Raw genomic sequence first — 24,120 nt, forward strand, 5'->3', positions numbered from 1 at the left:
CAATCGGTCATAAGAGGTTATAACGTCATATACGCATTCGCAAGTGAGGCGTCTCAGAATCCGCGGTTGCCGAGGAGAGGCAGATCCGGCGCCGGGCCGCCGAAGGTGAGGGAGGGTAGCAATGGTTTCGGAGACAGACATGCCGGCCCCGGGACAGCCGGACCAACCATGACGCAGGTGCTCGCGATCGATCTCGGCGGCACCCAATTGCGGGCCGCGGTCCATGCCGGCGACATTGCGGCGCTGCGCGACATAACCCGCGAAGCAGCGCCCGCCAGTTTTGCCGAGTTCACGAGCCGCCTTGCTGCGTTGCGGGCCGAGGCAGGCGGCGTGGCCGGGATAGGGCTCGCGGTGCCGGGCCTGATCGAGGGCACGACATGCCGCTGGATCCCCAACCTTCCTTATCTCGACGGCGTCGACATCGCCGCGCTCCTGCCGGACGTGCAGATTGGCCTGGGCAACGACGCGCAGATTTCGCTGCTCGCGGAAAGCACGGCCGGCGCCGCCCAGGGCGTCTCGGACGCGATCCTGCTGGCGATCGGAACCGGCATCGGCTCGGCCGTACTCGCCAACGGCCAGATTGTCGCCGGGTCGCGCGGCGGAGCATGCTCCTTCGGCTGGGCCTGCGCCGACATGGACGACCCCGGCGAGGAGCGCAGCGGCTGGCTGGAGCGCATGGCGGCGGGAAGAGCGCTTGACGGCATAGCCGCCCGGACCGGCAAGGCGAGCGCCGCAGACCTGATCGCGTCGGCGCGAGACGGTGACCGCGCGGCCATTGCCGCCTTGCAGATGCCGGCGCAAAGCCTCGGGACGGCGCTTGCCGGCGCGGTTGCGCTGCTCGATCCCGAGATCGTTCTGATAGCGGGCGGCATTTCCGCCGCGCTCGACGTGCTCGCGCCGCAGATTCTGGCAGCGATGCGACGCCAACTTCCCGCGCATCTGCGCGGTATCGAGATCAGGCCCGGTACATTCGGCCCGCGCGCCGGACTTGTCGGCGCTGCGATCGCCGGAGCCGCCGGCGAGAACTGGAGACGGTTGGGATGAGCGAGGCGACATATGCGCAACCTGATCGTCGCCGGCCCGAACCACTCTGGTATCAGGTCGAGCAGGCCATCCGCGCAATCATCAAGAGCGGCGAGTGGCCGACCGGCAGCCAGATTCCAGCTGAAGACCGGCTCGGCATCATGCTCGGCGTCAGCCGCATCACGCTGCGCCACGCGCTGCGCAATCTCGAGGAACAGGGATTGTTGCGGCGCGAACACGGCCGCGGCACGTTCGTGCGCAGCGCCACGCTGGTCGCCGGAACGCGCGAACTGACCAGCTTTACGCAGGAGATGGGCAACCTCGGCCTCGTCGTCGGATCGCGCATTCTCGATTTCGGCATGGGCACGGCGGACGCTGCAACCGCCGGGGCCCTGGAAATCGAGGAAGGAGATCCGGTGGTTCGCATTCGCCGGCTTCGTCTCGGCAATGATGCGCCGATCGGCATCCAGACGGCGCAATTGCCCGGCGTGCGGGTGCCGAACTTCCTTGAACCCGGTCCGCCGGAAGGCTCGCTCTACGAAACGCTGAGCAGGCGCTACGGGATCATGCCGGTGGAAGCCCGCGAGGTCTACCGCGTCGCATCGGTGGGCATCGACGATGCGGCGCTTCTCGACCTTCCGGCCGGAAGCCCGGCCTTCGTCGTGGAGCGCGTCACCACCGACGAACGCGGTCCGTTTGAATTCACGGTTTCGGTCATGCGCGGCGACCGTTACGAAATCCGCTCGACATTGCGGACCTAACCCCAAATCACAACAGGAGTAGAATTGTGTCTGACCTCTATATCGGCCGTTTGGCCGCGCTGATCGAACAGGCCTCGGTCGCCAATGCCGAGGCGTTCGAAACCGCCTCCGGCCGCTTTGCCGACACGCTGCAGGCCGACGGGCTGATCCATCTTTACGGGTCGGGCCATTCAGTGCTGCCCTGCCAGGAGGCGTTCCCGCGCTACGGCACCTATGTCGGCTTCAACCCGCTGACCGACCCGCGCGTCATGTGGCACAATGTACTGGGCGCTGGCGGCGTGCGCGAACTGCTGTGGCTTGAGCGCACGGAAAACTACGCCGAAAAGTTCCTCGACCATCAGCCGCTCAACGAAGGCGATTCGATCATCATCTTCGGCCACAGCGGACGCAATTCGTCCGGCATCGAAACCGCCCTCTACGCCAAGGAGCGCGGCATGTTCGTCGTCGCAATCACCAGCAAGAACAATCTCGACAAGCCGGCCACGCATTCGTCCGGCAAGCGTCTTGCCGACGCCGCCGATCTCGTCATCGATACCGGCTCGCCGATCGAGGACGCCATCGTTCCGGTGGAAGGGTGGAGCCGCCCGGTGTCCGGCTCGTCGACCGTCTTGGCCATGATCATGACCCACGAGCTTATCGCCCGCACGGCGCAGAACCTGTCCAAACGCGGCATCGAACTGCCGACCTTCGCGTCGCCGACGATCGCCGGCGTGACACTGCACGATACCGACGTGATCTATGGCGTCTATCGCGAGCGCATGATCGAGGCGCAGAAGAAGCACCTGCCCGCGTTCCAGGCAAAGATGCGCGGCGAGAAATAGGAGCGCCGCGGCTGTCCAAGCCGTTCAGAAGCTAGGTCGCTGGCCGAAACGGCTTGGCCAGCGACGCGGGGAAATGCAGCGCCGCCGGGTTTTACACCGCGGCAAAAACCGCCTAAACGCTGCCGTAAATCCCTGGAGTGCCGCATGACCAAGCTTAAGGGCGTCATCGCCGCGGCGGCGACGCCGCTCACCGACGATCTCTCGATTGATCTCGATCGTCTCGTCAGCCATTGCCGCTGGCTGCATGGTGAAGGCGGCTGCGACGGCATCAATCTTCTCGGCACGACGGGCGAGGCGACGTCGTTCTCGCTCGGGCAGAGGATCGAGGCGATGCGCGCGGTGGCCGATGGCGGGCTGCCGCTCGACCGCTTCATGGTTGGCACGGGCGCTGCGGCGCTGGACGATGCCGTGCGTCTGACGGCGGAGGCAAGGAATCTGGGTTTCGCCGGGGCGCTGCTCCTGCCGCCCTTCTACTACAAGGGCATCGACGAGGACGACCTCGTCGCCTATGTCGAGACGCTCGTCCGGCGTGTCGGCGCCAACGGGCTGAACCTCTATCTCTATCATTTCCCGGCCAATTCCGGCGTACCCTATTCTGCCGATGTGGTGGCCCGGTTGCGCGACATGATGCCGGAAACGGTGAAGGGACTGAAGGACAGTTCCGGCGATCTCGACTATTCCGCCGATCTTGTCAGGCGCCTGCCGGGCTTCGACGTATTCCCGAGCGCGGAGGCCTCGCTCGGCCGCGCCGCCGAACTCGGCTTCGCCGGGTGCATTTCGGCCACCGCCAATGTCACCGGCCGGTTTGCACAAGCTTACTGGAGTGGCGAGGGGGCCGCGAAATCGCAGGGGTTGGCGGCCGCCGTCGAAATCCGCGCCGCGATCGCCAGATTTCCGCTGGTTGCCTCGGTCAAGGCCGCGCTGGGGTTGCTCACCGGCGATTCCGGCTGGAACCGCGTCATGCCGCCGCTCAGCAGCCTTTCGTCCAGCCAGGTCGAGGCGTTGCGCGAAAGCCTCCGTTCGACTGGATTGATTTCGTCAGCCGCAGCCTGATTCATCCTCGCTGAAGCGCGTGCCGGCGGTTCGACGCGGCGACGACCCGTCATAAAACCATGGCACGAGAAACTTATCTGGCCGGCGGGAGTGCGCCGGGCAGCTTAACATTGCTCCCGGCAGCTTGTATTGAGGTCTTGCTGCCTCTGGCTGCATCGAAACACTTCGAGGGATACCCGTATGAAACTCAGCATCTTCGGGACAGGCTATGTCGGCCTGGTTACGGGAGCCTGCTTCGCCGATGTCGGCCATGAGGTGCTCTGCATCGATGTCGATGCCGGGCGGATCGCGATGCTTAAAGAGGGCAGGGTGCCGATCTTCGAGCCCGGCCTTCGCGAGATGGTCGTGCGCAACGCCGAGGCAGGGCGGCTGAAATTCTCGACCGATGCGCCTGCCGGCGTGCGCTTCGCCGATCTGATCTTCATCGCCGTCGGCACGCCGCCGCAGCACAACGGCTCGGCTGATTTGAGCCATGTTCTTGCGGTGGCCGAGACGATCGGCGAGCATATCGACGGCTACAAGATCGTGGTCGGGAAGTCGACCGTGCCGGTAGGCACCGCGGACCGGGTCGAGGCGGTGATCGCCGCCGCGCTTGCCAGGCGAGGCGCGACACATGGTTTCGACGTCTGCTCCAACCCCGAATTCCTCAAGGAAGGCAGCGCCATCGAGGATTTCACCAAACCCGCCCGCATCATCATCGGCTCCGAGAAGGAAGCGGTCCGCAAGAAGCTGCAGGAGTGCTACGCGCCCTACAACCGCAACCACGACAAGCTCATCAGCATGGATGTCCGCTCGGCGGAACTGACCAAATATGCCGCCAACGCCATGCTGGCGACCAAGATCAGCTTCATGAACGAGATGGCCAACATCGCCGAACGGCTGGGCGCCGATATCGAGGAGGTACGCCAGGGCATCGGCTCCGACCCGCGCATTGGCTATCAGTTCATCTATCCGGGCTGCGGTTATGGCGGCTCATGCTTCCCCAAGGATGTGCGCGCTCTGGCGCACACGGCGGAGGAGGCGGGGTTCAGGGCGGAACTCATGGAGGCGGTGGAACGCGTCAACAATGTGCAGAAGGGCGTGCTCTTCCGCAAGCTGGAGCAGGCGTTCGACGGCGATCTCAAAGGCCGCACCATCGCACTGTGGGGATTGGCCTTCAAGCCGAACACGGACGACATGCGCGACGCGCCGAGCCGGACGCTGATGGAAGCGCTGTGGGAGGCGGGCGCCAGCGTCCGCGCCTTCGATCCGGAAGCGATGACGGAGGCGCGGCGGCACTATGGCGAGCGTCTCGACCTGTCCCTCGCCTCGGGCCATCTCGATGCCGCCGCCGGCGCTGATGCACTGGTGATCTGCACCGAATGGAAGCAGTTCCGGGTCGTCGATTTCGCCTGGCTGAAGGCCAATCTCAAAAGCCCGGTCATCATCGACGGGCGCAATCTCTATGACCCGGAAGACGTTCGCCGCCACGGCCTGCTCTACTACGCGGTCGGCCGCGGCGATTCCGTGCTGCGCAACGGCGCAATGTCGCAATCCCAACCGCGTCGCGCAGTGGCGTAAGCGTCTACCGATAAGGATCGGCCGCGTCGCGCAGGCCGTCGCCCAGGAAGTTGAAGGCGAGGATCACCAGGATCACCGGGATCATCGGGTAGAGCAGCCACGGATAGAAGGCGATCACGCTGACGCTGCGCGCTTCGGTCAGCAGGATGCCCCAGCTGGTGATGGGCGGCCGGAGTCCCAGGCCCAGGAAGCTGAGCGCGGTTTCGCCGAGGATCATGCCCGGTATGGAAATAGTGGCCGTCGCGATGAGATGCGACATGAAGCCCGGTATGAGGTGCCGTCCGATGATGCGGCTGCTCTTGGCGCCCATCAGCTGCGCCGCCAGCACATAATCCTCCTCGCGTAGCGACAGGAGTTTCGAGCGCACCGCCCGGGCAAGGCCTGTCCAGTCGAACAGGCCGAGTATGATGGTGATGCCGAAATAGATCAGGATCGGGCTCCACGTCACCGGCATGATCGCCGCCAGCGCCATCCATAGCGGTATGCTTGGGATAGATTGCAGCACCTCGATGATGCGCTGCACGACGAGGTCGAACGCGCCGCCATGATAACCGGCGAGCCCGCCGATCACGATGCCGAGCACGAAGCTGAAGGTGATGCCGATAAGCCCGATTGTCAACGAGATGCGGGCGCCGTAGATGATGCGCGAAAGTACGTCGCGACCGAGCCTGTCGGTGCCGAGCAGGAACATCTGGCCGTCCTTTGCGGGGCAGACGAGATGGAGGTCACCGTCGAAGAGCCCCCAGAATTCATAGCTGTCGCCGCGGCAGAGGAAGCGCAGTGGCTGAACGTCGTCGTGATTGTCCGTATATTCCCGCTTCAGCGTGTCCATGTTGAGGTGCATCTGCCGGCCGTAGACGAACGGCCCGACGAACTGTCCCTCATGGAATAGATGCACCGGCTGCGGCGGCGTGTGGATGAAGTCGACATTGCGCGTGTGCAGATTGTAGGGTGCGAGGAATTCGCAAAACACGATCATCAGGTAGAGCGCGGCCAGGAAGATGCCGGACGCCAGCGCAAGGCGGTGCCGCTTGAACTTCCACCACATCAGCCGCATTTGCGACGCCTGATAGACGCGCATCTGCTCCTCGGTCATCACCTCCACCGACTGGGGGTCGAATGGCGCGGTAGAGACGTAGTGCTCGAGCGGAGCGCCGGGCGGGGGGAGCGGTGCGTTCATTTGGTGCTGCCGCCCTGTAGCCTTATGCGCGGATCTAGAAGCGCCAGCGCCAGATCGGAGATCAGGACGCCGATGACGGTGAGGAATGCAAGGAACATCAGGAACGATCCGGCCAGATACATGTCCTGGCTCTGCAGCGCCTTGATCAGCATCGGGCCGGTCGTCTCGAGCGAAAGCACGATCGCGGTGATCTCCGCACCGGAAATGATCGCGGGCAGGATCGATCCGATATCCGACATGAAGAAGTTCAGCGCCATGCGCATAGGATATTTGACCAGCGTCTTGAACGGATGCAGGCCCTTGGCGCGCGGCGTCATCACATATTGCTTCTGAAGCTCGTCGAGCAGATTGGCGCGCAACCGCCGGATCATTCCGGCCGTGCCGGCCGTCCCGATGATGATGACCGGGATCCAGATATGTTCGAGGATGGACTTTGCCTTGGCCCAGCTCATCGGCTCGTCCAGATACTGGCGATCCATGAGGCCGCCGATCGAGCTGCCGAACCAGATATTGGCGAAATACATCAGGATCAGCGCCAGCATGAAATTGGGAATGGCGATGCCGATCAGGCCCAGGAACGTCAGGCCGTAATCGCCCCAGCTATACTGATGGGTCGCCGAATACATGCCGATCGGGAAGGCGATTACCCAAGTGAAGACGATCGTCACGAACGACACCAGCACAGTCAGCCACAGCCGATCGCCAACAACGTCGCTGACCGGCAGCTGATATTCGAACGAATAGCCGAAATCGCCCTGCAGCATGCCCGCGAGCCAAAGGAAGTAGCGAACCACCGGCGGCTTGTCGAAATCGTACTCCGCCCGCAGCGCCTCGAGCCTGTCCATGTCGACGCCTTCGCCCATGGCGCGCAATTCGGCGGCATAGCTTTCGAAATAGTCGCCCGGCGGCAATTCGATGATGATGAAGATCAACGCCGATATCAGGAGCAGCGTCGGTATCATAACGGCGATGCGCCAGATGATGTATCGCAGCACGTTCAGGTTTCCTCGCCGAGCCAGAACGTATCGGGCATGTAGACTCCGAAATAGCAGGTAGGATCGAAGCCGTAGAGTGCCTCCTTGGGGAGGTTTCGCAAGCGGGTCGTGGCCAGGATAGGCTGCTGCGTGGCGTTGACGATGCCGATCGAGAACACCTGCTGCGTGTAAATCGACAGCATCTTGTGCCAGATCGCGGCCCGTTCCGGCGTCGTCACCGTGTGGCGCCATTCCTTGAGCAGGCGCATCAGTTCGGCGGCTTCCGGCATATCGGGCGCTTCGCCGATCTCGCCATGCGACACATAATGGGCGCCCCACACGGGCCATTGCAGCTGGTCGTCGGCGGTCGGGGCCAGTTGCCCGGGGTTCATGTCGGCTGTCGGCACGCCATTGTCGATGCCCGACCAGATCGACATCATGATCTGGCCGGCCAATGCCCGGCTGCGGAACACATCGCGCTGCGAATTGCGGATGAAGAGGGCGAGGCCGACATTGCGCCAGTGGTCGGCGACCAGTTCCAGCACATCGGTTTCCAGCGTGCTTTCGCCGGCGCTCTCGATAATGATCTGCGCTGGGCGGCCGTCGGGCAGGATGCGAATGCCGTCATCGTCGCGCAAACTGAGCCCGGCCTCGTCGAGCAGGGCATTCGCCTGCCCCGGATCGTGCTTGATCCACGCCTGCGCATATTCAGGGCGGAAGAGCGGGCTTTCGGGCAGCACCGTGTCGGCGCTGGGCGTTGCCAGCCCATAAAACACCGCCATGTTGATTTCGCGCCGGTCGATAGCCAGCGACAGCGCACGCCGCACCCTGACGTCGCGCAGCAGCGGCCGCCAGACCGCGTCGCCTGTATTCTGGTTCGGCAGCAGTGCCAGCCGCGACCCCAGCGTCTTTTTCCACAGGCTGACCTTCACCGGATAGCGCTTCTCGGCGTCCTTCAGGAAGGCGTAGTCGGTGAAATCTAGGTTGATCGCCTGAAGGTCGCTCTCGCCCGCGCCGGTCTTGGCTGGGATGATCGACGACGAACTCACATTCAGCACGAACCGGTCGATATAGGGCAGCTGGAGCCCGTTCTCGTCGACGCGGTGGAAGAACGGATTGCGCTCGAAAACGAACTGTTCGGCCGGTGGCTTGGTGGTGTTGCGCCACGGATCGAGCGTCGGCAGATCGGGATTTTCCGGACGGTACTGCCGGGCCATGCGGATGTGCAGCGAGGTCCACTTCTTGGCCTTGTTCTGCTTCATCAGCTCTTCGAGCTTGGCCTCGTCCTGATAGTTCTTGTGGAATTGCTTGAGGTAGGCCGCCGGCACGACCAGGCTTAGCGCCTGCGGTGCGGCGAGCTTCGGCAGGAAGTCCGGATTGGGCGCATGCCAGGTGTAGCGGACGGTCAGCGTGTCGACGACCTCGAATACCGGTCCTTTGCCGTCGACCATGAGAGCGGTGTCGACACCGCCCAGATCTTCATTGTTGATGATGTCTTCCCAGCAATAGCGGAAGTCCTCGGACGTCAGCAGGCTGCCGTCGGACCATTTGTGGCCTTCGCGCAGGCGGAAGGTGAAGACGCGGTCCTCTTCGCTGGTGAAGCTTTCCAGAATGTCCGGCTGCAGGGTGAGCGTCTCGTCATAGCCGACCAGCCGGGCGTAGCCGTATATGGTCATCAGCCGGATGTCTTTCTGGCTGCCGATCAGCGTCCGCACCGTCCCGCCATGCTTTCCGGGCTGGCGGCCCATCGAAGCGACTTTGACGATGCGCGGCATCCGCGGCAGCCGCTCGGCCACCGGCGGCAGCTTGCCTTCTTCCAACTGCGATTTGAAGAATTCCGGTTCGCGGTCGGCGGCCCGCAGCGTCCCCGGCAGCAGGGCCGAGCCGATGACGCCAAGGGCGGTGCGCCGCGTTATCAAGGCCGCAGCTCCCGCACGTCGGCGGTCCGCCGGGCCAGCACTACATGCCCGCCGCCGAGATCGGTCGGCGACAGCGCGTCCTCGTCGCCATCCTCTCGGAATTGCGACGACCAGGCGCTGGTGTCGGATGCGCCGCTGGCATGCAGCGTCTTGAAATCGAGCGGCCGGTCGAGATCGGGAAACGGAACCGCAGCAAGCAGCGAGCGCGTATAGGGGTGGACCGGCCGCTTCATCAGCGTCTCGCGCGGCGCGAGCTCCACGATCCTGCCGCCGCACATGACGGCGATGCGGTCGGCCATGTAGTCCACCACGGCGAGATTGTGCGAGATGAACAGGTAGGTCAGGCCCAGCTCCTTCTGCAGATCCTTCAGAAGGTTCAATATCTGCGCCTGCACCGAAACGTCCAGTGCCGAGACCGGCTCGTCGCAGATCAGCAGGTCCGGTCCGAGCGCCAGCGCGCGCGCAATGCCGATGCGCTGGCGCTGGCCGCCCGAAAACGAGTGCGGGTAGCGGTTGATCGAGCGCTGGTCGAGCCCGATCGCCTGCAGCAGCGAGCGAACGGTCTCAAGCCGGGAGCGCGCATCGCCGCGGTCGTGGATTTCCAGGGGCTCGCTGAGGATGTTCTGCACCGTCAGGCGCGGCGACAGCGACGAGACCGGATCCTGGAAGACCATCTGGATTTTTGTTCGCAGCGTGCGCAGCGCCTCGCCCTGCGCCGACAGAATGTCGATCGGCCCCTGGTCGCCGTTGTAGATGACCGAACCGGCGTCGGGAGTCACCGCGCGCATCAGGATCTTGCTTACGGTGGTTTTGCCGCAGCCGCTCTCGCCGACCAGGCCGAGGCATTCGCCCCGCTTTATGTCGAAGCTGACGTCGTCGACGGCGCGCACGGCGATCTGCGCGTGCTTGCCGAACCAGCCGGATTTTCGCGTCGTGAAGGATTTGGAGATGCCGGTGACCGACAACAGCGTGTCGGAAGCGGCTTTCGCCGGCTTCCGCTTGCCGAGCAGGTTCTCGACGTTGACCGGCACTTCGCGTAGCGCCTTCAGCCGCTCGCCGGGCTTCATGTCGAAATGCGGAACGGCCGCCATCAGCCCCTTCAGATAGGGGTGGCCGGGCCGGCGGAAGATGGCCTCGACCGGGCCTGCCTCCATGATCTCGCCGTGGTAGATGACCACCACCTCGTCGGCGACATTGGCCACCACGCCGAGGTCGTGGGTGATCAAAAGCATCGCCATGTTGAGCTTGCTCTGCAGATCGCGCAGCAATTGCAGGATCTGCGCCTGTATCGTCACGTCCAGCGCCGTCGTCGGCTCGTCGGCGATCAGCAGCGCCGGCCGGCAGATCAGCGCCATGGCTATCATCGCGCGCTGCCTCAGGCCGCCGGAAAGCTCGAACGGGTACATGTCGTAGGCGCGGCGCGGATCGGGAAAGCCAACCAGGCCGAGCATCTCGATGGTGCGGTCCTTGATCTCCGCGCCGGACATTTCGGTGTGGATCTTCAGCACCTCGCCGACCTGGTCGCCGATCGTGTGCAGCGGCGACAGCGAGGTCATCGGCTCCTGGAAGATCTTGCCGATGCGGCTCCCGCGCACCGCCCTGATCTCGTGCCCGTCGCGCGGCATCTGCAGGATGTCGACCGGGCCGTTGGAATTTTCCGGATCGTTGAACAGGATGCGGCCGCGCACGCGCGCCGATTGCGGCAATATCCCCATCACCGCCTGGCTGATGACCGATTTGCCGGAGCCGGATTCGCCGACCAGCGCCGTGACCTTGCCCGGCAGGATACGCAAATTGGCCCGCTTCACGGCGTGAACAGGGCCTCCGACGATCGCAAAGGATATGCCGAGATCTTCGATCCTTAAGAGGTCAGCACCTGAATTCATTGCCCGCACGGTTCCCCTGTCCGAGCGCTGAATTTCCCCGTTTCTGCTGCTCGTCGAGGGGGAGATTATCGCACGGCCAATGGGCTGCCTAGTGTTAGCGATCAATAAAACAGCAACTTCCGGAGGAACGTATTCCTGTTCTGCTCCGGCGCCGCGGCATCATTGCATCGGGCAGGGCGCACCGGCCAGCACATCGGCGCAGCGCGGCGAGCGGCGGAAATCGTCGTAATAGACGGTCCAATCGGTTGTATGCGCCGCGCGATAGGGGCCGAATTTGAAGTACTGGTTCTTGCCGAGGCCCTTGTCGGCATGGCCGATATGTCCCTTGACGGTGACGACAGGCTTGCCGTTGGCGTAGAGTTCGATGTGGCCCGTCCCGTCTGGGCCAGGCTTTGTATAGACGGCGAAATCGATCCAGCCGGAACCAGGAGCCGGCAGCTTGTTGCCGTGGTCGATCACCTTGATAGCGTCCGTGCAGCTGGTGAACAGCGGGCCGTCGTCCTGGCCCCAGGATGCATCCGTTGCCACCAGCGCGCGCATCTGGTTCGTCTCTGGGCGAAACCAGACCGGCGTTCCGCCGGTCGTGCAGTCCGGCCCGACGCCGTCTCCATTCTTGTTTGTTGGGGCAACGTAGTTAGTCTCGACCGTGGCGTGGAGCTTGCCCTGCCGCAACCGCAGGGCGAGGAAGGGGCTGAAATCGCCCTCGGCGCCCGGTTCGATCTCGCGCTTCCACTGCGCGATCAGGTAGCGATGGTCGTCGCTCGGCACCGGGTCTGCGAACTTGACCGCGAAGCCGTACCAGACACCCTGGTCGTAGGGCACGCGCAATTCGGGCTTTTCCCAGATCTCGGCGCGTTCGCTGCAACTCTTTGCAGTGGCTCCGCAGAGCGGCTTGATGCTGAGCTTCAGCGCCCCGCCGCCATTGCGCGTCACGGCCTTCTGGAACTCGACGCGGCCCGCGCTTTGTTCGTAATTTTCCTTGTAGTAGAGGCCGCCCGATTCGGAAAAATCGGAACCGTCGAAACTGTCGATGAGAACGTCTGAATTCGCCGAGGCGCCGGTCTGGCAGCACATGCAAAAGGCGGCCGCCAGGCCGACGGAGCGGATCGTAGTGTTCATTGCAGCTTCTTTTCCCCGTTCACTTCAATCATGGATTGCCCGCCACCGCGAATCAAGAGCATCAACTGCTCGGCGTCCGACATGCCGTCGTAGGTCACGTCGAACCCGTCCTCGTCGGACATGTCGATGTCGGCGACATCCGGATGCAGGATCGTCAGCTTCTGCCTGACCCCGGCCAGCTTTTCCTTGCCGAGCGTCACCCATCCTCCACCGGTATAGGTTGCGAAATCCTTGCTGGCGATAAGGCGCTGTGGATATTTCTTGGTCAGCGTCTGCAGCCGCTGCACCTCGTTGACGGCCGAGCCGAAGGCCGAGAACGTCAGGCGGTCGGTGAGGCCGACATTACCGAACATCACATTGCCGACATGCAGCCCGATGCCGTAGCCGATTTCGGCGAGCCCTTTCTGCTTCCTCTCCTCGTTGAGGTCGGCCATGCGGGCGCTCGCCTTGAACGCTGCCGCGAGCGCAGCCCGGCAGGCGATTTCCGAAGGTTCCCGGTGGCGGTCGCAGGGATAGACGGCCAGGAAACCGTCGCCGAGAAAGCTCATGATCTGGCCGCCCCTGCGATTGAAGGGCGCAGCGATGGCGTCGAAGAAGCGGTTCAGCGTCTCGATATAGACTTCGCGGCCTTCGCGCTCGGCGAGCATGGTCGAGCCGCGCATGTCGGCCATCACCAGCGCCGCGCGGATGGTGTCTCCCTCGCCGCGCTTGATCTGGCCGTTCAACACACGCTTGCCGGCGTCGCCGCCGAGATAGGTGGTCAGCATGTTGTCGGCGAGCTTGCTGAGGACCGCCATCTTGGCCGCCACCGCCAGATGGTTCTGCACGCGCAGCAGCGCCGCGATCATGTTTTCGCTGAAGCCGCCGGGATTGTCGGTCGACCAGGAGCCGAGCATGCCCTGGTTGTTGTCGCCGCCGAACCAATGCTTGAAGGCGAGATAATCGGTGACGCCGAGCAGCTTGAGGTCGTCGAAGATCGGGAACTCTGACGGTCCCTCTGGATCGATGCGCCGCCTGAGATGATCGAGATTGTTGTTGAGCAGGTGGTAATAGGGGCTGCGCAGAAAACGCTCGGGGGTCTCGCCGGGCTTTTTTCGGAAGCCTTCCACACGCATGCCGGTGCTGCGCTCCCAGGTGAAGCCGAGCGCGTCGTAGAGCGGGTGCAGCATCGAAAAACTGAGATGGACTCGAACCAGCGGCAGGCCGGCGGCGGCCAGCCTTTCGCAAAAGCCGCGCACCATGACTTCGAGATCGTCGCCCGCGAGCGACGAATGGCTCAGCCAGTCGGCGACTTTGTCCATCAGGATGGTGGAAACGTCCGCGTTTGTAGTGCTCATGACTTATCCTCGAAGGTTGGAGCGGGATTGCGTTCGAACACGAAATCCGCCCCCTTTGGTTTGCCGCGAAATAGGATTCCCCCCAGGATATATGCCGCCAGACTGTCGAACTTATGGAGGCTCGGGCCGGGAATGAAGCCGCCCAGCCGCCTCCCCAACCGCCATGTCGCCCATGCAGTGCGCAGCCGCCGCCACAGCCAGCCGCCTCTCAGGCTCTTCTCGTATAATTGCGGATGGACCGCCATCTGCAGCCCGCGCAACGGGTAATGCTTCAGCTTGGCCAGTTCGTCCGCGATCTCGTATTCGTAGCCTTCTATGTCGATCTTGACGAAGACCGGTGCGCCTGCCGCATGGCGCATGATGTCGTCGATGCCGAAGCCGCGCGCCGATGCCTCCGCGCCGTTGCCGATATCGAGAATGCTGGTTTCGGAACTGCCGAAACAGTCGACCGCATGGATCGCTACCTTGCCGCGGTTGGCAAGCGCGCCCTCTATCACGGTCACATTGCCGGCTGCCGGCGCTAGCGCGTTCAGGATTGCGGCGCATTTCGGATCGGGGTCGACGGCCACCACCTTGCGCGCGATCTGCGCCGACCACATCGGCGTTACGCCAATCCATGCGCCGATATCGATAAGCACGGTATCGCTGTCCAGGTTGCGCGCAAGAGTAGTGAAAGTGTTCGCCTCCCAGCAATTTCCGGCAAGCTTGCGGTAGAATTTCGCGTATTCGCACATGTCCGGAAGGGCGACGGTGCGGCCGGCATAGCGGATGTCGACAGTTTTCATCGGCTCCGCGCGTTCAAATGTCCGGCTCATGAATTTCAGCTCGGTATTGCAATCTGGGATAGTCATATAGGTGGCGGCCGCGGCGGGTAACAGAGCCACCGGCGGGTTTTCAGGCGGCCATTTTCGCCTTCAGGCTGTTCGCGGCCATGGCGTATCCACCCGCCGCCCCGTCGACGAAATGGATGTGGTCGCGCTGCAGCGGCGTGGCGACGATGCAGGTCATCAGCGCCGAGTTCTGGCGGTGCAGCCCGTAACTGGATATGCCTTCGCGTTCGGCGCGCTCGAGCCGCTCCTCGATCCGCCTTAGTCGCTCAGGGTCGAGGTCGACCGTCATCTTCAGGCCGTCGTCGAATTTCCGGAAATCGGAGTTCCGGACGACGTCGCTCCGATACTGGAGCGGATCGAACCGGCCGAGCGATAGGCGCAGATACGAGAGTATGCCGATAAGCGCGGTCTGCCCCAGGATCATCAGTTTAGGCCAGAAGCGTTTTCCTTTGGGCGCAAGCGCGCGCGCCTCGGTCTCGAGCCCCGTGGGCGGGAAGCTGAAATTCGGCCCTTCCAGCGGCACCGGATGGCCGCTTCGCTCCTCCTCGCCCACCAGCGCCACGATATCGGCCACCAATTGCTGGAACGCCTTGCCGCTGCCCGCCGCGCCTGGAACAGCGATGATCGAGACGATCTCGCCGTGCCGCGCCTGGATCGGGTTCCAACGGCACGACAGCCCTGTCAGATCCGGCCGCGTGCCCGCCGGGGCAGGCTCGATCCTGAAACGGCCGGCCTTCATCTCGGCTTCCGCCCAGCTTGCGCCGCCGCCGGTGAACATGGCGTATGACACCTCGCCGCTGGCCTGGAACCGCGCCACCCGGACGTCCAGCCCCCGGGCGCGGATGTCGGCGATCGGCACGATTGCCGCGCGCATCGTCAACTCCAGCTCGTCCGCCACCCAGGTCTGGACGGCCGAAAGCGTCTCGCGGACGGTCGCGGTGGTCGTGGCTGGGAAGGCGACCAGCGCCCCGTCTCCGCCGAAGACGAAGGGCAGGTCGCGGCGACCGAGCGCATTGAGCAGCGCCGAAATCACGCTGGCGCCGGCCATATTGACCGATTTGTAGCCTCCGGCAGCGATCGCCTTGGTCGAATCGACGATATCGGCTGTGGCCAGCGACCAGTCGTCGGGCAGCGCGCGGTAATTATCGGCGTCGGCCACGCCCTCGAACTGCGCAAACACCGGCAGTGTGTCGAGAAACGGTCGATCGAGGAGCTTGTTTTCCATGGTCTGTGAAATAGCACATCTCCCGGCTGGCTGGCGATCAATCCGAAGTGACCCGAAATTGACTCGGTGCTGATTCCCCAGATAGGTGGCGCGATGCGAATTGCCTACTACGCGCCGCTCAAATCGCCGGATCATCCCGTGCCGTCGGGCGACCGCCAGATGGCGCGGATGCTGAAGGCGGCGCTGGAACTTGCCGGCAACGAGGTTGATCTCGCATCCAGGTTCCGCAGTTTTTCCGCCAACCCGACGGCCGAGTCGCATGCCGCGGCCCTGACTGAGGTCGAGCGCGAGATCGCCCGCCTGTCGGCCTTGTGGAAAACCGGGAAAAAGCCCGACCTCTGGTTCTGCTACCATCCTTACTACAAGGCCCCCGATCTCCTCGGGCCGGCGCTCTCCGCCCGCTTCGCCATTCCCTACGTCACCGCGGAGGCTTCTTATTCGGCCCGCCGCAACATCGGGATATGGGCGGAAAACCAGGCGCGGCTGGCGGATGTGGTGAGACGCGCGGCGCTGAACATCTGCTTCACCCGCAGGGACAGCGACGGCCTGGCTGAAATCGCGCCGCAGGCCCGCTTCGAGCTGCTGCCGCCCTTCATCGACGCCTCGGCCTTCGCCGCGCCGCCGCCCGCCGCCGATCCGTCCCGCCTGGTAGCGGTCGGCATGATGCGCCCCGGCGACAAGATGGAAAGCTACCGCATGCTCGCCCGAGCGCTGGAGCGGCTTGTGCATCTGCCTTGGCGTCTGTCGGTCATCGGCGATGGCCTCTGCCGCGCCGAGGTTGAGGCGGAGTTTTCGCGGATACCCCCGGAGCGCATCGAATGGCTGGGCGAAAAGCCCCCGGCCGAAGTGCCGTCCCTTTTGCGCGGCGCGGGCGTCTATGTCTGGCCGGGCTGCGGCGAAGCCTACGGCCTTGCCTATCTGGAGGCGCAGGCGGCGGGACTGCCGGTCGTGGCGCAGGAGATTGCAGGCGTGCCCGAAGTCGTCCGGCATGGAACGACCGGCCTGCTGACCCCACCTGGAGATATTGCGGCATACGCAGCCGCTGTCGAGCGGCTGCTGACGAATGAGGCCGAGAGGCAGAAACTGGGCGCGGCCGCGCGACGGTTCGTCCTCGACGAGCGCTCGCTCGATGCGGCAGCCAGGCGCCTGGCAGCAATCCTGCCGGAGGCCCGAACTTGATGCCCGGTGAAATCTGGCAGCCCCTGACGAGAGAACTGGCGCGCTGGCGGCAGGCAAGCCGGAGCGCCGATTTCTGGCTGCGCGACGACGACGCAATCGAGCCCACCGCCGCGCTCGACCGGCTGCTCGCCACCACGGTGGCTCATGCGGTTCCAGTCGCATTGGCGGTCATTCCCGCTCCCACCGGAACGCCATTGGCGGAGCGGTTGGCGCGAGAAAATCATGTCACGGTGGCGGTCCACGGCTGGTCGCATGAAAATCATGCTCCGCAGGGTGAAAAGAAGCACGAGCTCGGGCGCCATCGCCCCCGCGACATCGTGCTGGCGGAACTTTCGCAAGGGCGCGCGCGCCTGCAGCGCCTGCATGCCGGTCGTTTCGCGCCCATGCTGGTGCCGCCATGGAACAGGATCGATGCGGACCTGCTGCCGCACCTTGCCGGCATCGGCTTTTCGGCGCTGTCGGTGTTCGGCGTGCCCAGGCCGGGCCCCATGCGCATGCTCAACAGCACCGTCGACATCATGGACTGGCGCGGTAATCGCGGTGGCCGCGACCATGCCGCACTCATTTCTGAAATCGTGGCGCAGCTCGAACTCGCATTCCGCGGCGAGGGCGCTCCGGTCGGCCTATTGAGCCATCACCTCGTGCATGACGAGGTCGCCTGGACGTTCCTCGACCGCCTGTTCGAGGTCACCGCGCGGAACGACGCTTGCCGTTGGCGGTCGGTTGGCGAGTTGCTTGCCTGAGCGGCGACGGCTTGGGCAGCTTCAAACGCGAAAATTCGAGCGTCTGCCCGTCGCGCGCGGCGAATGCACCGGGAAAGGCTGCCATCGCCTCCTTTTCGATCGCTGCGAGTTGGTCGTCGGTGCGCGAGGGATCGTGGTGGAAAATCGCCAGCCCGCGCGCGCCCGCCGCCTCGCAAAGCTTGACGCCCTGCTGCCACGTCGAGTGGCCGTAGCCGCGTTTGCGCAGCATTTCTTCCTCGGTGTAGGTGCAGTCGTAGATCACCAGGTCGGCGCCTTCGATGAGCCCCAGCACGACCGGATCGAGCTTGCCGGGCTCATGTTCGGTGTCGCTGATCAAGCACACCGCGCGGCCGCCCCATTCGATGCGGTAGCCGATGCAGCCGCCCGGATGGGTCAGGCTGCCGGTCCTGATCGTCACGCCTTCCTGCGGCTTCAGGACGTCTCCCGCGACGAAGTCCCGAGTCCCGATACACGCCCGGCACACCTCCATGGCGACCGGAAACCAGGGCGGGCGCATGAATTCGCTCACCATTTCCAGAGTGGTCATGCGGCCGGCGAGGTGACCCGACCACGTCGTGACACCGATGCGCGGATTGTAAAGCGGGAAGAAGAACGGCAGCCCGATGATGTGGTCGTAGTGGCAGTGGGTGAAGAACAGGTCGAACTGGTCGACGCCCGCCGCCATCAATTCCTCGCCTGCCGCGCGGGCGCCCGAGCCTGCGTCGAAGAGCAGCGTATGCGGCCCGCAGCGCATCTCCACGCATATGGTGTTGCCGCCGTAGCGCTGATATTGGGCGCCCGAAACGGGAACGCTGCCGCGAACTCCCCAGAATCGGACCCGGAACAAGTCATCGTTCATTCTATATCTTTGCCCGTCGGTTCCCGTCGGGGAGCTATCCTAGCCAGACTGGCGCAATATAGCGAGACAGGCAACTCACCGCCTTTCGTTCAACTTACGCTGCGTCCGCGGCCGGGCGAAACGGATGCGCCTAGTGCTTGGCCTGGCGCTCCTGGCTTCGGGCTTCGGAAAGTTCAGCCGTCGTGTGCCCGAGCCGGTCGGCCAGCACGCGGATGATCTCGATCGTCATTTCCGGGAATTCTCTGAGCAGCCGCAGGAAATGATCCTTGCGGATGCGCAGCGCCTCGAGCGGCATCGACGCCTGCACCGTGGCGGTGCGCGATACGTCGCACAATATCGCTATCTCGCCGACGATCTCGTTGGGCTCGACCTCGGCGACTTTTACCTGGCCGCCCGGCGAGTCCACGATGATGTCGGCCTTGCCGGACAGGACGACATAGGCCGCGTCGCCCTCGTCGCCCTGGCGGAACAGGATTTGCCCGGCGCCATAGCTCACGCGATCGGAAGTGAAGGCGAGGAGCTTGAGCTTGGCCGGCTCCACATTCGAGAACAGCGGCACCCGCCGCAGCATTCCGACTTCATCGTTGAGAAGCATGGTCTAGCCCCAATCAAAGCTTTTCGAAACCATCATGACAGCAATCCTTTGAAGATACCGTTTCTTGCCGCGAGTGTCTCGTGCGTTCCATCTTCCACCAGTTCTCCGCCATGGAAAACGATTACGCGGTCGAACAGTTGCGACATTGCCGGATTTGCTAACACCCAGATGATAGCCGGATTGCGGCCGTCGCGCTTCGCTTCCTCGAGTACGTTGCGTACGATCTGGTCCTGCGCCCGCTGGTCCAGCGCCGAAAGCGGCCGGTTGAGGATCAGGAAATCGGCGCGCTTGAGCAGCGCACGCGCCAGGTCCAGCTTCTGTCGCTGTGCCCCGGTCAGCCGCCTGCCGCCCACGCCGACATTGAATTCGAGGCCGATGTCCAGCACCTCGTCGTAGAGGCCGAGTTCGTCGAGTATCTCGCGAACGATCGCGCGTATGCGCTCCGGCCCGTCCGGTTGATTGTGGCCGATGCGTCCGAACAGCACATTGTCCATCAGGCTGGCCGCGGTGCTGAAGCGCATCGGGTCGTAGCGCTCGATGGCGCCGGCCAATTCCTTCGGCAGGCCTTCATGGAACCGGCTGCGCGCCTCGACGATCCTCGCCATCAGATCCTCGGTCAACAAGCCGAAACGATGCCTGGGCTCGATATAGGCAAAGCTCAACATGATGATCTGAGCGCGGTCCTGCTCCGAAACCGTCGCATAGCTGCGCCCTTTTAGCTTTTGCAGCAGAACCTTGTAGCCGGGGATCTCGTCGGCGGTCATGAAGGCGAGCTGCTGGAAGAACGGGTGATCTGGCGGCAGGTCGCTGAACAGCTCGATGGCGTTGCCGGCGATCTCCAGACCCATATTGTAGAGCACTTCGTCGAGCCCGGCCGATTTCAGCACCGACAGGAAGTACGGATTGGAAGCCAGCGCCTTGTCGGCCAGCTCCGGTCCCGTCGCGGTGCCGAAAAGCAGGTTTTCGCCGACCGTCGCCTGCTGGTTGTATGCTCCCGGCTCGAACGGCACGACCAGTCCGCTCACCCCTTCGGCCGCGACGCGCTCGCGCAGCGCCAGCCGCAATTCCACGATCCGGTCGACGATCTCGGGATGGCGCGACGGATCGACCGATGCGCGCAGCCCGAGGTCGAGTATGTCGCGCGACAGCGCCACCGCCTCGAGCACCGGGCGGATCACCAGCAATATGTCGTCCGGGCCCTTGGCGCCGGCCGCTGCGTAGTCCACCCAGTCGCTGTTCAGGTCGAAATCGGGGTTGCCGGCCTTGCGCGCTTCGCCAACCTCCCAGTTGCGCTGCGTCTCCAGTTCGCCGTCATAGACCGTCGGCGTCAGCGGCGCGTGCTTGAGGCTGTAAAGCAGATTGTCGCGCAGCGTTCCCTGCGAGAGGAACGCGTCGGACGAGGCGTAGGCCATACGCCGGCCCACCACCGATTCCGGCAGTTGCAGAAGATCGGTGCCGCCGATGGCGATCCTGCCGCTTTCGGGCCAGATCAGCCGCGCGACCGCTTCGGCGAAGACCTCCGCGCCGCCTGCGGCGGTTCCGACCACGGCCACCTTCTCGCCGGGCTTGATCTGCACCGAGACGCGCTCTAGCAGTCTCGCGCCGCTGTCGTCGACCAGCGACAGATTGACGGCAGCGATCGGCCCATCCAGCGCCGGGACGCTTTCCGACGACACGGCCTGGATGCGGGAATCCACAATATGGTCGATGCTGAACTGCTCGACCACCTGCGCGTATTTCACCTGCACGTCCTGGCGCGCCTGGTCCCAGTCGATCAGGTCCTTCATCGGGCCGGGCAGATCCTTGTAGGCGCCGATTACCGCCACGAGTTGTCCGACGTCGAGGCGGCCCTGCAGCGCCAGGTAGCCACCGATCAGGTAGAACAGGAACGGCGTGACCTGCGCCAGGAAGTTGTTGATGAACTTGACCAGGAATTTCCACTGGTAGAGGTCGTAGCGGATCTTGAAGATGCGACCGAGCCGTGCGGCGATGTCGGCGCGCTCGTAGTTCGACGTGTCGTGGATATGGACGGCGCCGATCCCTTCGACGATCTCGCCGACCCGGCCGGAAAGCTGCCGTGCGGTAAGCTGCCGCTGGCGGCCGAGTTCGATCAGCCTGCGCCGCATTCTGGGGATGATGCCGAGTTGGATCATGACGATCACCAGGGCGACCAGCCCGAGCCAGAAATTCTGGAGCATGATGAACAGCATCGCCGTCAGCGCCTGCCCGCCGAGCAGGGCGGGCTGTACGAAGGCGTCGCCGATGAAACCTCCGAGCGGCTCGACCTCGTCTTTCACCATGGTCGCGATCTCGGCCGATTTCACCCGCCTGAACTGGTGGGGCGGAAATCTGAGCACCAGATCGACCAGTTCGAAGCGGATGCGCCGCAGCATCCTTTCGCCGAGGCGGCCCTTGTAGGTATTGATGTAGAGCTTGAACAGGCCGTTCACGACCACCAGGAGCAGGAACACCATGCTGAGGGCGAAAAGCGTCTGTTCGCGGTCGAGCGATATTCCCGAAAAGAACACGGTTTCGCCGAACACCGGAAGATCGTAGGCCAACCGCAGGAATGGCTGCGTGGTTCCGGGAGTTTCAAAGCCCTGGCCCTGTATCGGCCCGTTGACGATCAACTTTGGCAAGTTGAACGACATGTAGAACGGGATCATGGATGCGGCGACGACCGCCAATATCCAGAGCTGCTGTTTCCAGGTGTGCGTCCAGATATAGCGGGCCAGGCTCTGTTCCATGGGCGAACTCAGGCCGCTGAGCCGGAGGGGCGGAGCACATGGAAGCGCCGCCTGGCGTAGGGCGTGGCGGCGATCTCCGGATCTTCGAGCTTGAGTTCGAAGCTGCAATAGCTGGTGAGCGTCGGGCGCGCGAGAATCGACGGAACCTGCGAAGCCGCGCGCTCGAACTCGGGCGTGTAGTCGATGACCACCACGCTTGCATTGTCGAGGAGCGAGAACATGAGTTTGCCGAGCGGCTCGCGCTTGCCGAAAGGCTTCAGCGAGTAGCCGAGCAGCACAAGACCGTAGCTTCGCGGCGCAAAGTCTAGCTCGACATCCTGGAACTTGCGGGCGATGTGGCGCACGCGGCAGGGCCGGCCGTTGAGTTCTTCCGCCTCGTATTCGGCGGTTTTTGGATCGATCGAGGTGACCGACAGCGGCGCGTGGGTGAGATAGCCGGTTACCGGCCGCATGTGCCCGCCGATCTCGAGCACATGCGGGCAGCCGCGCACGAAATGCGCCGCCAGCACCTGGCGTATCGCGGCGGCAGGACCGGACAGATGCGGCAGGTCCTGTCCGGCGCCGTCGGATGGCGGAACGGCTTCGAACATGTTCGGGTTCATATGGTCAGATTGCGTTAGTTGCACCCCAGATGGCTGAAGCTTACAACACGTGCATCATGGACGCTACCCAGACCAACCCCGGCGCCGACTGGCGTGAGACAGCCTTCGACCTGACCCGCGGAATCGCCGCCTACTGCGGCTGTTCGCTGGTCGGCGGCCTTGCAAAGGTCATCGCCAGGCACCCGCAGGCCGATGTCGGCAACGCCTTCAACCACAAGCAGGTCGCCTGCAAATTGTGGGCGCGCGACAAGCTTTTCGAAAGCTGCGGCAGCCGATTCGGCAGCATCTGGATCGTCGGGGGCTGGTATGGCGTGCTGGCGGCGATGCTGTTCGACGATCCTCGCTTCGACATCGGCGCCATCGAAAGCATCGACATCGATCCGGGCGTGGCCGAGGTGGCCAAGACGCTGAACGAGCGCTGGAAGGAACGCTTCCGCGCCTCGACCGGCGACATGTACACGCTCGACTATGCCGGCAGCCGGCCCGACCTCGTCGTCAACACCAGTTGCGAGCACATCGCCGATCTGCGCGCCTGGCTGGCCCTGTTGCCGCCCGGCACGCGCGTCCTGCTCCAGTCCAACGACTATTTCAGCGAGCCGACGCACATCGCCTGCGTGCCGTCGCTGCAAGCCTTCGAGAAGCTGGCCGGCCTCACCGAGATCGCCTTCGCCGGCGCGCTGCCGATGAAGAAATACACCAGGTTCATGCTGATCGGCAGAGTTTAGTCAGGGTCAGGACCTGTTAAATAGAACCTGACCCCAGGATCGTTCTTATCGGTCGCCTGATAATCGAGTCCAGTCTCTTCCAAGGCGATACGGCAGGCCGTCGCGGACGCGGCATTCCTAAACTTTCAGCGTCCGGTGAGCAGCCCGATGAAGGCCAGTCGTCAGCGCGCCGTCATTCCGCCATCGACGCGGTAATTCATGCCGGTCAGCCACTTCCCGCGATCCGACGCGAGCAGCGCGACAACCTCTGTGATGTCGTCGGTGGTGCCGATGCGGCCGAGCGGCACATACCGGAGCCACTCATCGCTCGAAATCCCCGGGAACGACTTCCGCATCTCGTCGGCGCTCGGCGTCGAGATGGGACCGGGTGACACGACGTTCACGCGGACGCCGCTCGGCGCGAGTTCGACGGCGAGCGTGCGCGAGTAGAAGTCGAGCGCCGCCTTTGCGACACCGTAGTGCGCAGTGGGAGCGAAGGGCATAGTCGCAGCCGTCGACGAGATGTTCACGACCGCAGCGGCTTTCGACGCGCGGAGCGTCGGCAGGAGCGCGTTCGTGAGGCGGATAGAGGCGAAGAGGTTGAGATCGATGGCGTCTTGCCACTCCTCGTCGGGAATCGTCGGGGAGCCTTCCGGAAACATGCGCGTACCGCCCGCACCGCCCGCATTGTTGACAAGGATGTCGAGGCCGCCAAGCACCGCGAGCGCCTCTGCGGCGATCGCCTTCACCCCTTCGCTCGTACTGACGTCGCCGTCGATGAACGTCGCCGCCGCGGGTGTGAAGTCGCTGCGCGAGCGCGCCGCGACCACGACCTTGGCGCCGGCATCGAGAAGGCGCTTCGCGATCGCCGCGCCGATGCCGCGCGTGCCCCCGGTGACGAGGGCACGACGACCGATGAACTCCTTCGAGAGATCGAGCTTGCTGGACATGATGTTCCTTTGGATTTACATAACGGAGCAGTGATCCGTATATATGGAGCACC

General features: G+C 64.0%; 21 protein-coding genes. 8 read left to right on the forward strand and 13 right to left on the reverse strand.

What is annotated here, in order from left to right; translation table 11 throughout:
* Positions 1 to 168: 168 nt before the first annotated feature.
* From MAXJ12_RS33035 to MAXJ12_RS33055, 5 genes are all read left to right on the forward strand, one after another.
* Entirely contained in the window at positions 169 to 1,044 is an 876-nt protein-coding gene (locus MAXJ12_RS33035; RefSeq protein WP_008840593.1) for an ROK family protein, read from the forward strand.
* On the forward strand, positions 1,041 to 1,784 hold the full coding sequence (locus MAXJ12_RS33040) for a GntR family transcriptional regulator (RefSeq protein ID WP_008840594.1): 744 nt from the start codon (positions 1,041 to 1,043) through the stop codon (positions 1,782 to 1,784). Before MAXJ12_RS33035 ends, MAXJ12_RS33040 begins: the two co-directional genes overlap by 4 nt.
* Before the next feature lie 26 nt (positions 1,785 to 1,810).
* Positions 1,811 to 2,605, forward strand: a complete 795-nt coding sequence (locus MAXJ12_RS33045; RefSeq protein ID WP_008840595.1) for a sugar isomerase domain-containing protein — start codon at positions 1,811 to 1,813, stop codon at positions 2,603 to 2,605.
* Between the two features lie 144 nt (positions 2,606 to 2,749).
* Positions 2,750 to 3,658, forward strand: coding sequence for a dihydrodipicolinate synthase family protein (locus tag MAXJ12_RS33050; protein ID WP_008840596.1), 909 nt, complete (start codon positions 2,750 to 2,752; stop codon positions 3,656 to 3,658).
* Positions 3,659 to 3,838: 180 nt separating this feature from the next.
* Positions 3,839 to 5,218 carry a UDP-glucose dehydrogenase family protein gene (locus MAXJ12_RS33055; protein WP_008840597.1) on the forward strand — a complete coding sequence of 460 codons (1,380 nt, stop codon included), beginning with the start codon at positions 3,839 to 3,841 and terminating at the stop codon, positions 5,216 to 5,218.
* Positions 5,219 to 5,222: 4 nt separating this feature from the next.
* Here the strand turns inward: MAXJ12_RS33055 and MAXJ12_RS33060 are convergent, their stop codons facing one another.
* The 8 genes from MAXJ12_RS33060 to MAXJ12_RS33095 all read right to left on the reverse strand — a co-directional run bounded on the left by MAXJ12_RS33060 (position 5,223) and on the right by MAXJ12_RS33095 (position 15,688).
* Positions 5,223 to 6,398, reverse strand: a complete 1,176-nt coding sequence (locus MAXJ12_RS33060; protein ID WP_040589486.1) for an ABC transporter permease — start codon at positions 6,396 to 6,398, stop codon at positions 5,223 to 5,225.
* Positions 6,395 to 7,393, reverse strand: coding sequence for an ABC transporter permease (locus tag MAXJ12_RS33065; RefSeq protein ID WP_008840599.1), 999 nt, complete (start codon positions 7,391 to 7,393; stop codon positions 6,395 to 6,397). The genes MAXJ12_RS33060 and MAXJ12_RS33065 overlap by 4 nt, the downstream gene beginning before the upstream one ends.
* Positions 7,394 to 7,395: 2 nt before the next feature.
* Positions 7,396 to 9,291, reverse strand: a complete 1,896-nt coding sequence (locus tag MAXJ12_RS33070; RefSeq protein WP_008840600.1) for an ABC transporter substrate-binding protein — start codon at positions 9,289 to 9,291, stop codon at positions 7,396 to 7,398.
* Complete coding sequence (locus MAXJ12_RS33075; RefSeq protein WP_008840601.1) at positions 9,288 to 11,177, reverse strand: ABC transporter ATP-binding protein; 1,890 nt, start codon at positions 11,175 to 11,177, stop codon at positions 9,288 to 9,290. The genes MAXJ12_RS33070 and MAXJ12_RS33075 overlap by 4 nt, the downstream gene beginning before the upstream one ends.
* Positions 11,178 to 11,336: 159 nt before the next feature.
* Positions 11,337 to 12,251 carry a polysaccharide lyase family 20 protein gene (locus MAXJ12_RS33080; RefSeq protein WP_050899004.1) on the reverse strand — a complete coding sequence of 305 codons (915 nt, stop codon included), beginning with the start codon at positions 12,249 to 12,251 and terminating at the stop codon, positions 11,337 to 11,339.
* 41 nt (positions 12,252 to 12,292) lie between these two features.
* Positions 12,293 to 13,633 (reverse strand): adenylate/guanylate cyclase domain-containing protein, encoded by a 1,341-nt coding sequence (locus MAXJ12_RS33085; protein WP_008840603.1) that lies wholly within the window; start codon positions 13,631 to 13,633, stop codon positions 12,293 to 12,295.
* Positions 13,630 to 14,418, reverse strand: a complete 789-nt coding sequence (locus tag MAXJ12_RS33090) for an FkbM family methyltransferase (RefSeq protein ID WP_210160952.1) — start codon at positions 14,416 to 14,418, stop codon at positions 13,630 to 13,632. The genes MAXJ12_RS33085 and MAXJ12_RS33090 overlap by 4 nt, the downstream gene beginning before the upstream one ends.
* A gap of 109 nt (positions 14,419 to 14,527) precedes the next feature.
* Positions 14,528 to 15,688, reverse strand: a complete 1,161-nt coding sequence (locus tag MAXJ12_RS33095) for a DUF3095 domain-containing protein (RefSeq protein ID WP_008840605.1) — start codon at positions 15,686 to 15,688, stop codon at positions 14,528 to 14,530.
* A 93-nt stretch (positions 15,689 to 15,781) separates the two neighbouring features.
* Between MAXJ12_RS33095 and MAXJ12_RS33100 the strand changes: the two genes are divergently transcribed.
* Together MAXJ12_RS33100 and MAXJ12_RS33105 are read left to right on the forward strand one after the other, a co-directional pair.
* Positions 15,782 to 16,867 (forward strand): glycosyltransferase family 4 protein, encoded by a 1,086-nt coding sequence (locus MAXJ12_RS33100; RefSeq protein ID WP_040589489.1) that lies wholly within the window; start codon positions 15,782 to 15,784, stop codon positions 16,865 to 16,867.
* A complete protein-coding gene (locus tag MAXJ12_RS33105; protein ID WP_008840607.1) occupies positions 16,867 to 17,610 on the forward strand; it encodes a polysaccharide deacetylase family protein in 744 nt (247 codons plus the stop codon). The genes MAXJ12_RS33100 and MAXJ12_RS33105 overlap by 1 nt, the downstream gene beginning before the upstream one ends.
* On the opposite strand, the gene MAXJ12_RS33110 is transcribed toward MAXJ12_RS33105, so the two are convergent.
* From MAXJ12_RS33110 to MAXJ12_RS33125, 4 genes are all read right to left on the reverse strand, one after another.
* Positions 17,555 to 18,469 (reverse strand): MBL fold metallo-hydrolase, encoded by a 915-nt coding sequence (locus tag MAXJ12_RS33110; RefSeq protein ID WP_008840608.1) that lies wholly within the window; start codon positions 18,467 to 18,469, stop codon positions 17,555 to 17,557. The genes MAXJ12_RS33105 and MAXJ12_RS33110 overlap by 56 nt on opposite strands.
* Positions 18,470 to 18,599: 130 nt before the next feature.
* Positions 18,600 to 19,064 (reverse strand): cyclic nucleotide-binding domain-containing protein, encoded by a 465-nt coding sequence (locus MAXJ12_RS33115; protein WP_008840609.1) that lies wholly within the window; start codon positions 19,062 to 19,064, stop codon positions 18,600 to 18,602.
* 32 nt (positions 19,065 to 19,096) lie between these two features.
* Positions 19,097 to 21,811 (reverse strand): ABC transporter ATP-binding protein, encoded by a 2,715-nt coding sequence (locus tag MAXJ12_RS33120; protein ID WP_008840610.1) that lies wholly within the window; start codon positions 21,809 to 21,811, stop codon positions 19,097 to 19,099.
* Between the two features lie 8 nt (positions 21,812 to 21,819).
* Positions 21,820 to 22,401 (reverse strand): hypothetical protein, encoded by a 582-nt coding sequence (locus MAXJ12_RS33125; RefSeq protein WP_244421692.1) that lies wholly within the window; start codon positions 22,399 to 22,401, stop codon positions 21,820 to 21,822.
* A gap of 41 nt (positions 22,402 to 22,442) precedes the next feature.
* Between MAXJ12_RS33125 and MAXJ12_RS33130 the strand changes: the two genes are divergently transcribed.
* Entirely contained in the window at positions 22,443 to 23,138 is a 696-nt protein-coding gene (locus MAXJ12_RS33130) for a class I SAM-dependent methyltransferase (protein ID WP_008840612.1), read from the forward strand.
* A gap of 161 nt (positions 23,139 to 23,299) precedes the next feature.
* Here the strand turns inward: MAXJ12_RS33130 and MAXJ12_RS33135 are convergent, their stop codons facing one another.
* The gene (locus MAXJ12_RS33135; protein ID WP_008840613.1) at positions 23,300 to 24,067 is read right to left on the reverse strand and encodes an oxidoreductase; all 768 of its coding nucleotides are present in this window, start codon (positions 24,065 to 24,067) and stop codon (positions 23,300 to 23,302) included.
* Positions 24,068 to 24,120 lie beyond the last annotated feature (53 nt).

This window comes from Mesorhizobium alhagi CCNWXJ12-2, assembly GCF_000236565.1.
Classification (GTDB): domain Bacteria; phylum Pseudomonadota; class Alphaproteobacteria; order Rhizobiales; family Rhizobiaceae; genus Allomesorhizobium; species Allomesorhizobium alhagi.

Excerpts from the sequence above, each read along its gene's own strand:
- MAXJ12_RS33120 (WP_008840610.1), bottom strand. The coding sequence starts at position 21,811 with ATGGAACAGAGCCTGGCCCGCTATATCTGGACGCACACCTGGAAACAG.
- MAXJ12_RS33135 (WP_008840613.1), bottom strand. The coding sequence starts at position 24,067 with ATGTCCAGCAAGCTCGATCTCTCGAAGGAGTTCATCGGTCGTCGTGCC.
- MAXJ12_RS33060 (WP_040589486.1), bottom strand. The coding sequence starts at position 6,398 with ATGAACGCACCGCTCCCCCCGCCCGGCGCTCCGCTCGAGCACTACGTC.
- MAXJ12_RS33090 (WP_210160952.1), bottom strand. The coding sequence starts at position 14,418 with ATGAAAACTGTCGACATCCGCTATGCCGGCCGCACCGTCGCCCTTCCG.
- MAXJ12_RS33115 (WP_008840609.1), bottom strand. The coding sequence starts at position 19,064 with ATGCTTCTCAACGATGAAGTCGGAATGCTGCGGCGGGTGCCGCTGTTC.
- MAXJ12_RS33130 (WP_008840612.1), top strand. The coding sequence starts at position 22,443 with ATGGCTGAAGCTTACAACACGTGCATCATGGACGCTACCCAGACCAAC.
- MAXJ12_RS33110 (WP_008840608.1), bottom strand. The coding sequence starts at position 18,469 with ATGAACGATGACTTGTTCCGGGTCCGATTCTGGGGAGTTCGCGGCAGC.
- MAXJ12_RS33050 (WP_008840596.1), top strand. The coding sequence starts at position 2,750 with ATGACCAAGCTTAAGGGCGTCATCGCCGCGGCGGCGACGCCGCTCACC.
- MAXJ12_RS33080 (WP_050899004.1), bottom strand. The coding sequence starts at position 12,251 with ATGTGCTGCCAGACCGGCGCCTCGGCGAATTCAGACGTTCTCATCGAC.
- MAXJ12_RS33035 (WP_008840593.1), top strand. The coding sequence starts at position 169 with ATGACGCAGGTGCTCGCGATCGATCTCGGCGGCACCCAATTGCGGGCC.
- MAXJ12_RS33040 (WP_008840594.1), top strand. The coding sequence starts at position 1,041 with ATGAGCGAGGCGACATATGCGCAACCTGATCGTCGCCGGCCCGAACCA.
- MAXJ12_RS33085 (WP_008840603.1), bottom strand. The coding sequence starts at position 13,633 with ATGAGCACTACAAACGCGGACGTTTCCACCATCCTGATGGACAAAGTC.
- MAXJ12_RS33125 (WP_244421692.1), bottom strand. The coding sequence starts at position 22,401 with ATGTTCGAAGCCGTTCCGCCATCCGACGGCGCCGGACAGGACCTGCCG.
- MAXJ12_RS33100 (WP_040589489.1), top strand. The coding sequence starts at position 15,782 with ATGCGAATTGCCTACTACGCGCCGCTCAAATCGCCGGATCATCCCGTG.
- MAXJ12_RS33105 (WP_008840607.1), top strand. The coding sequence starts at position 16,867 with ATGCCCGGTGAAATCTGGCAGCCCCTGACGAGAGAACTGGCGCGCTGG.
- MAXJ12_RS33095 (WP_008840605.1), bottom strand. The coding sequence starts at position 15,688 with ATGGAAAACAAGCTCCTCGATCGACCGTTTCTCGACACACTGCCGGTG.
- MAXJ12_RS33055 (WP_008840597.1), top strand. The coding sequence starts at position 3,839 with ATGAAACTCAGCATCTTCGGGACAGGCTATGTCGGCCTGGTTACGGGA.
- MAXJ12_RS33075 (WP_008840601.1), bottom strand. The coding sequence starts at position 11,177 with ATGAATTCAGGTGCTGACCTCTTAAGGATCGAAGATCTCGGCATATCC.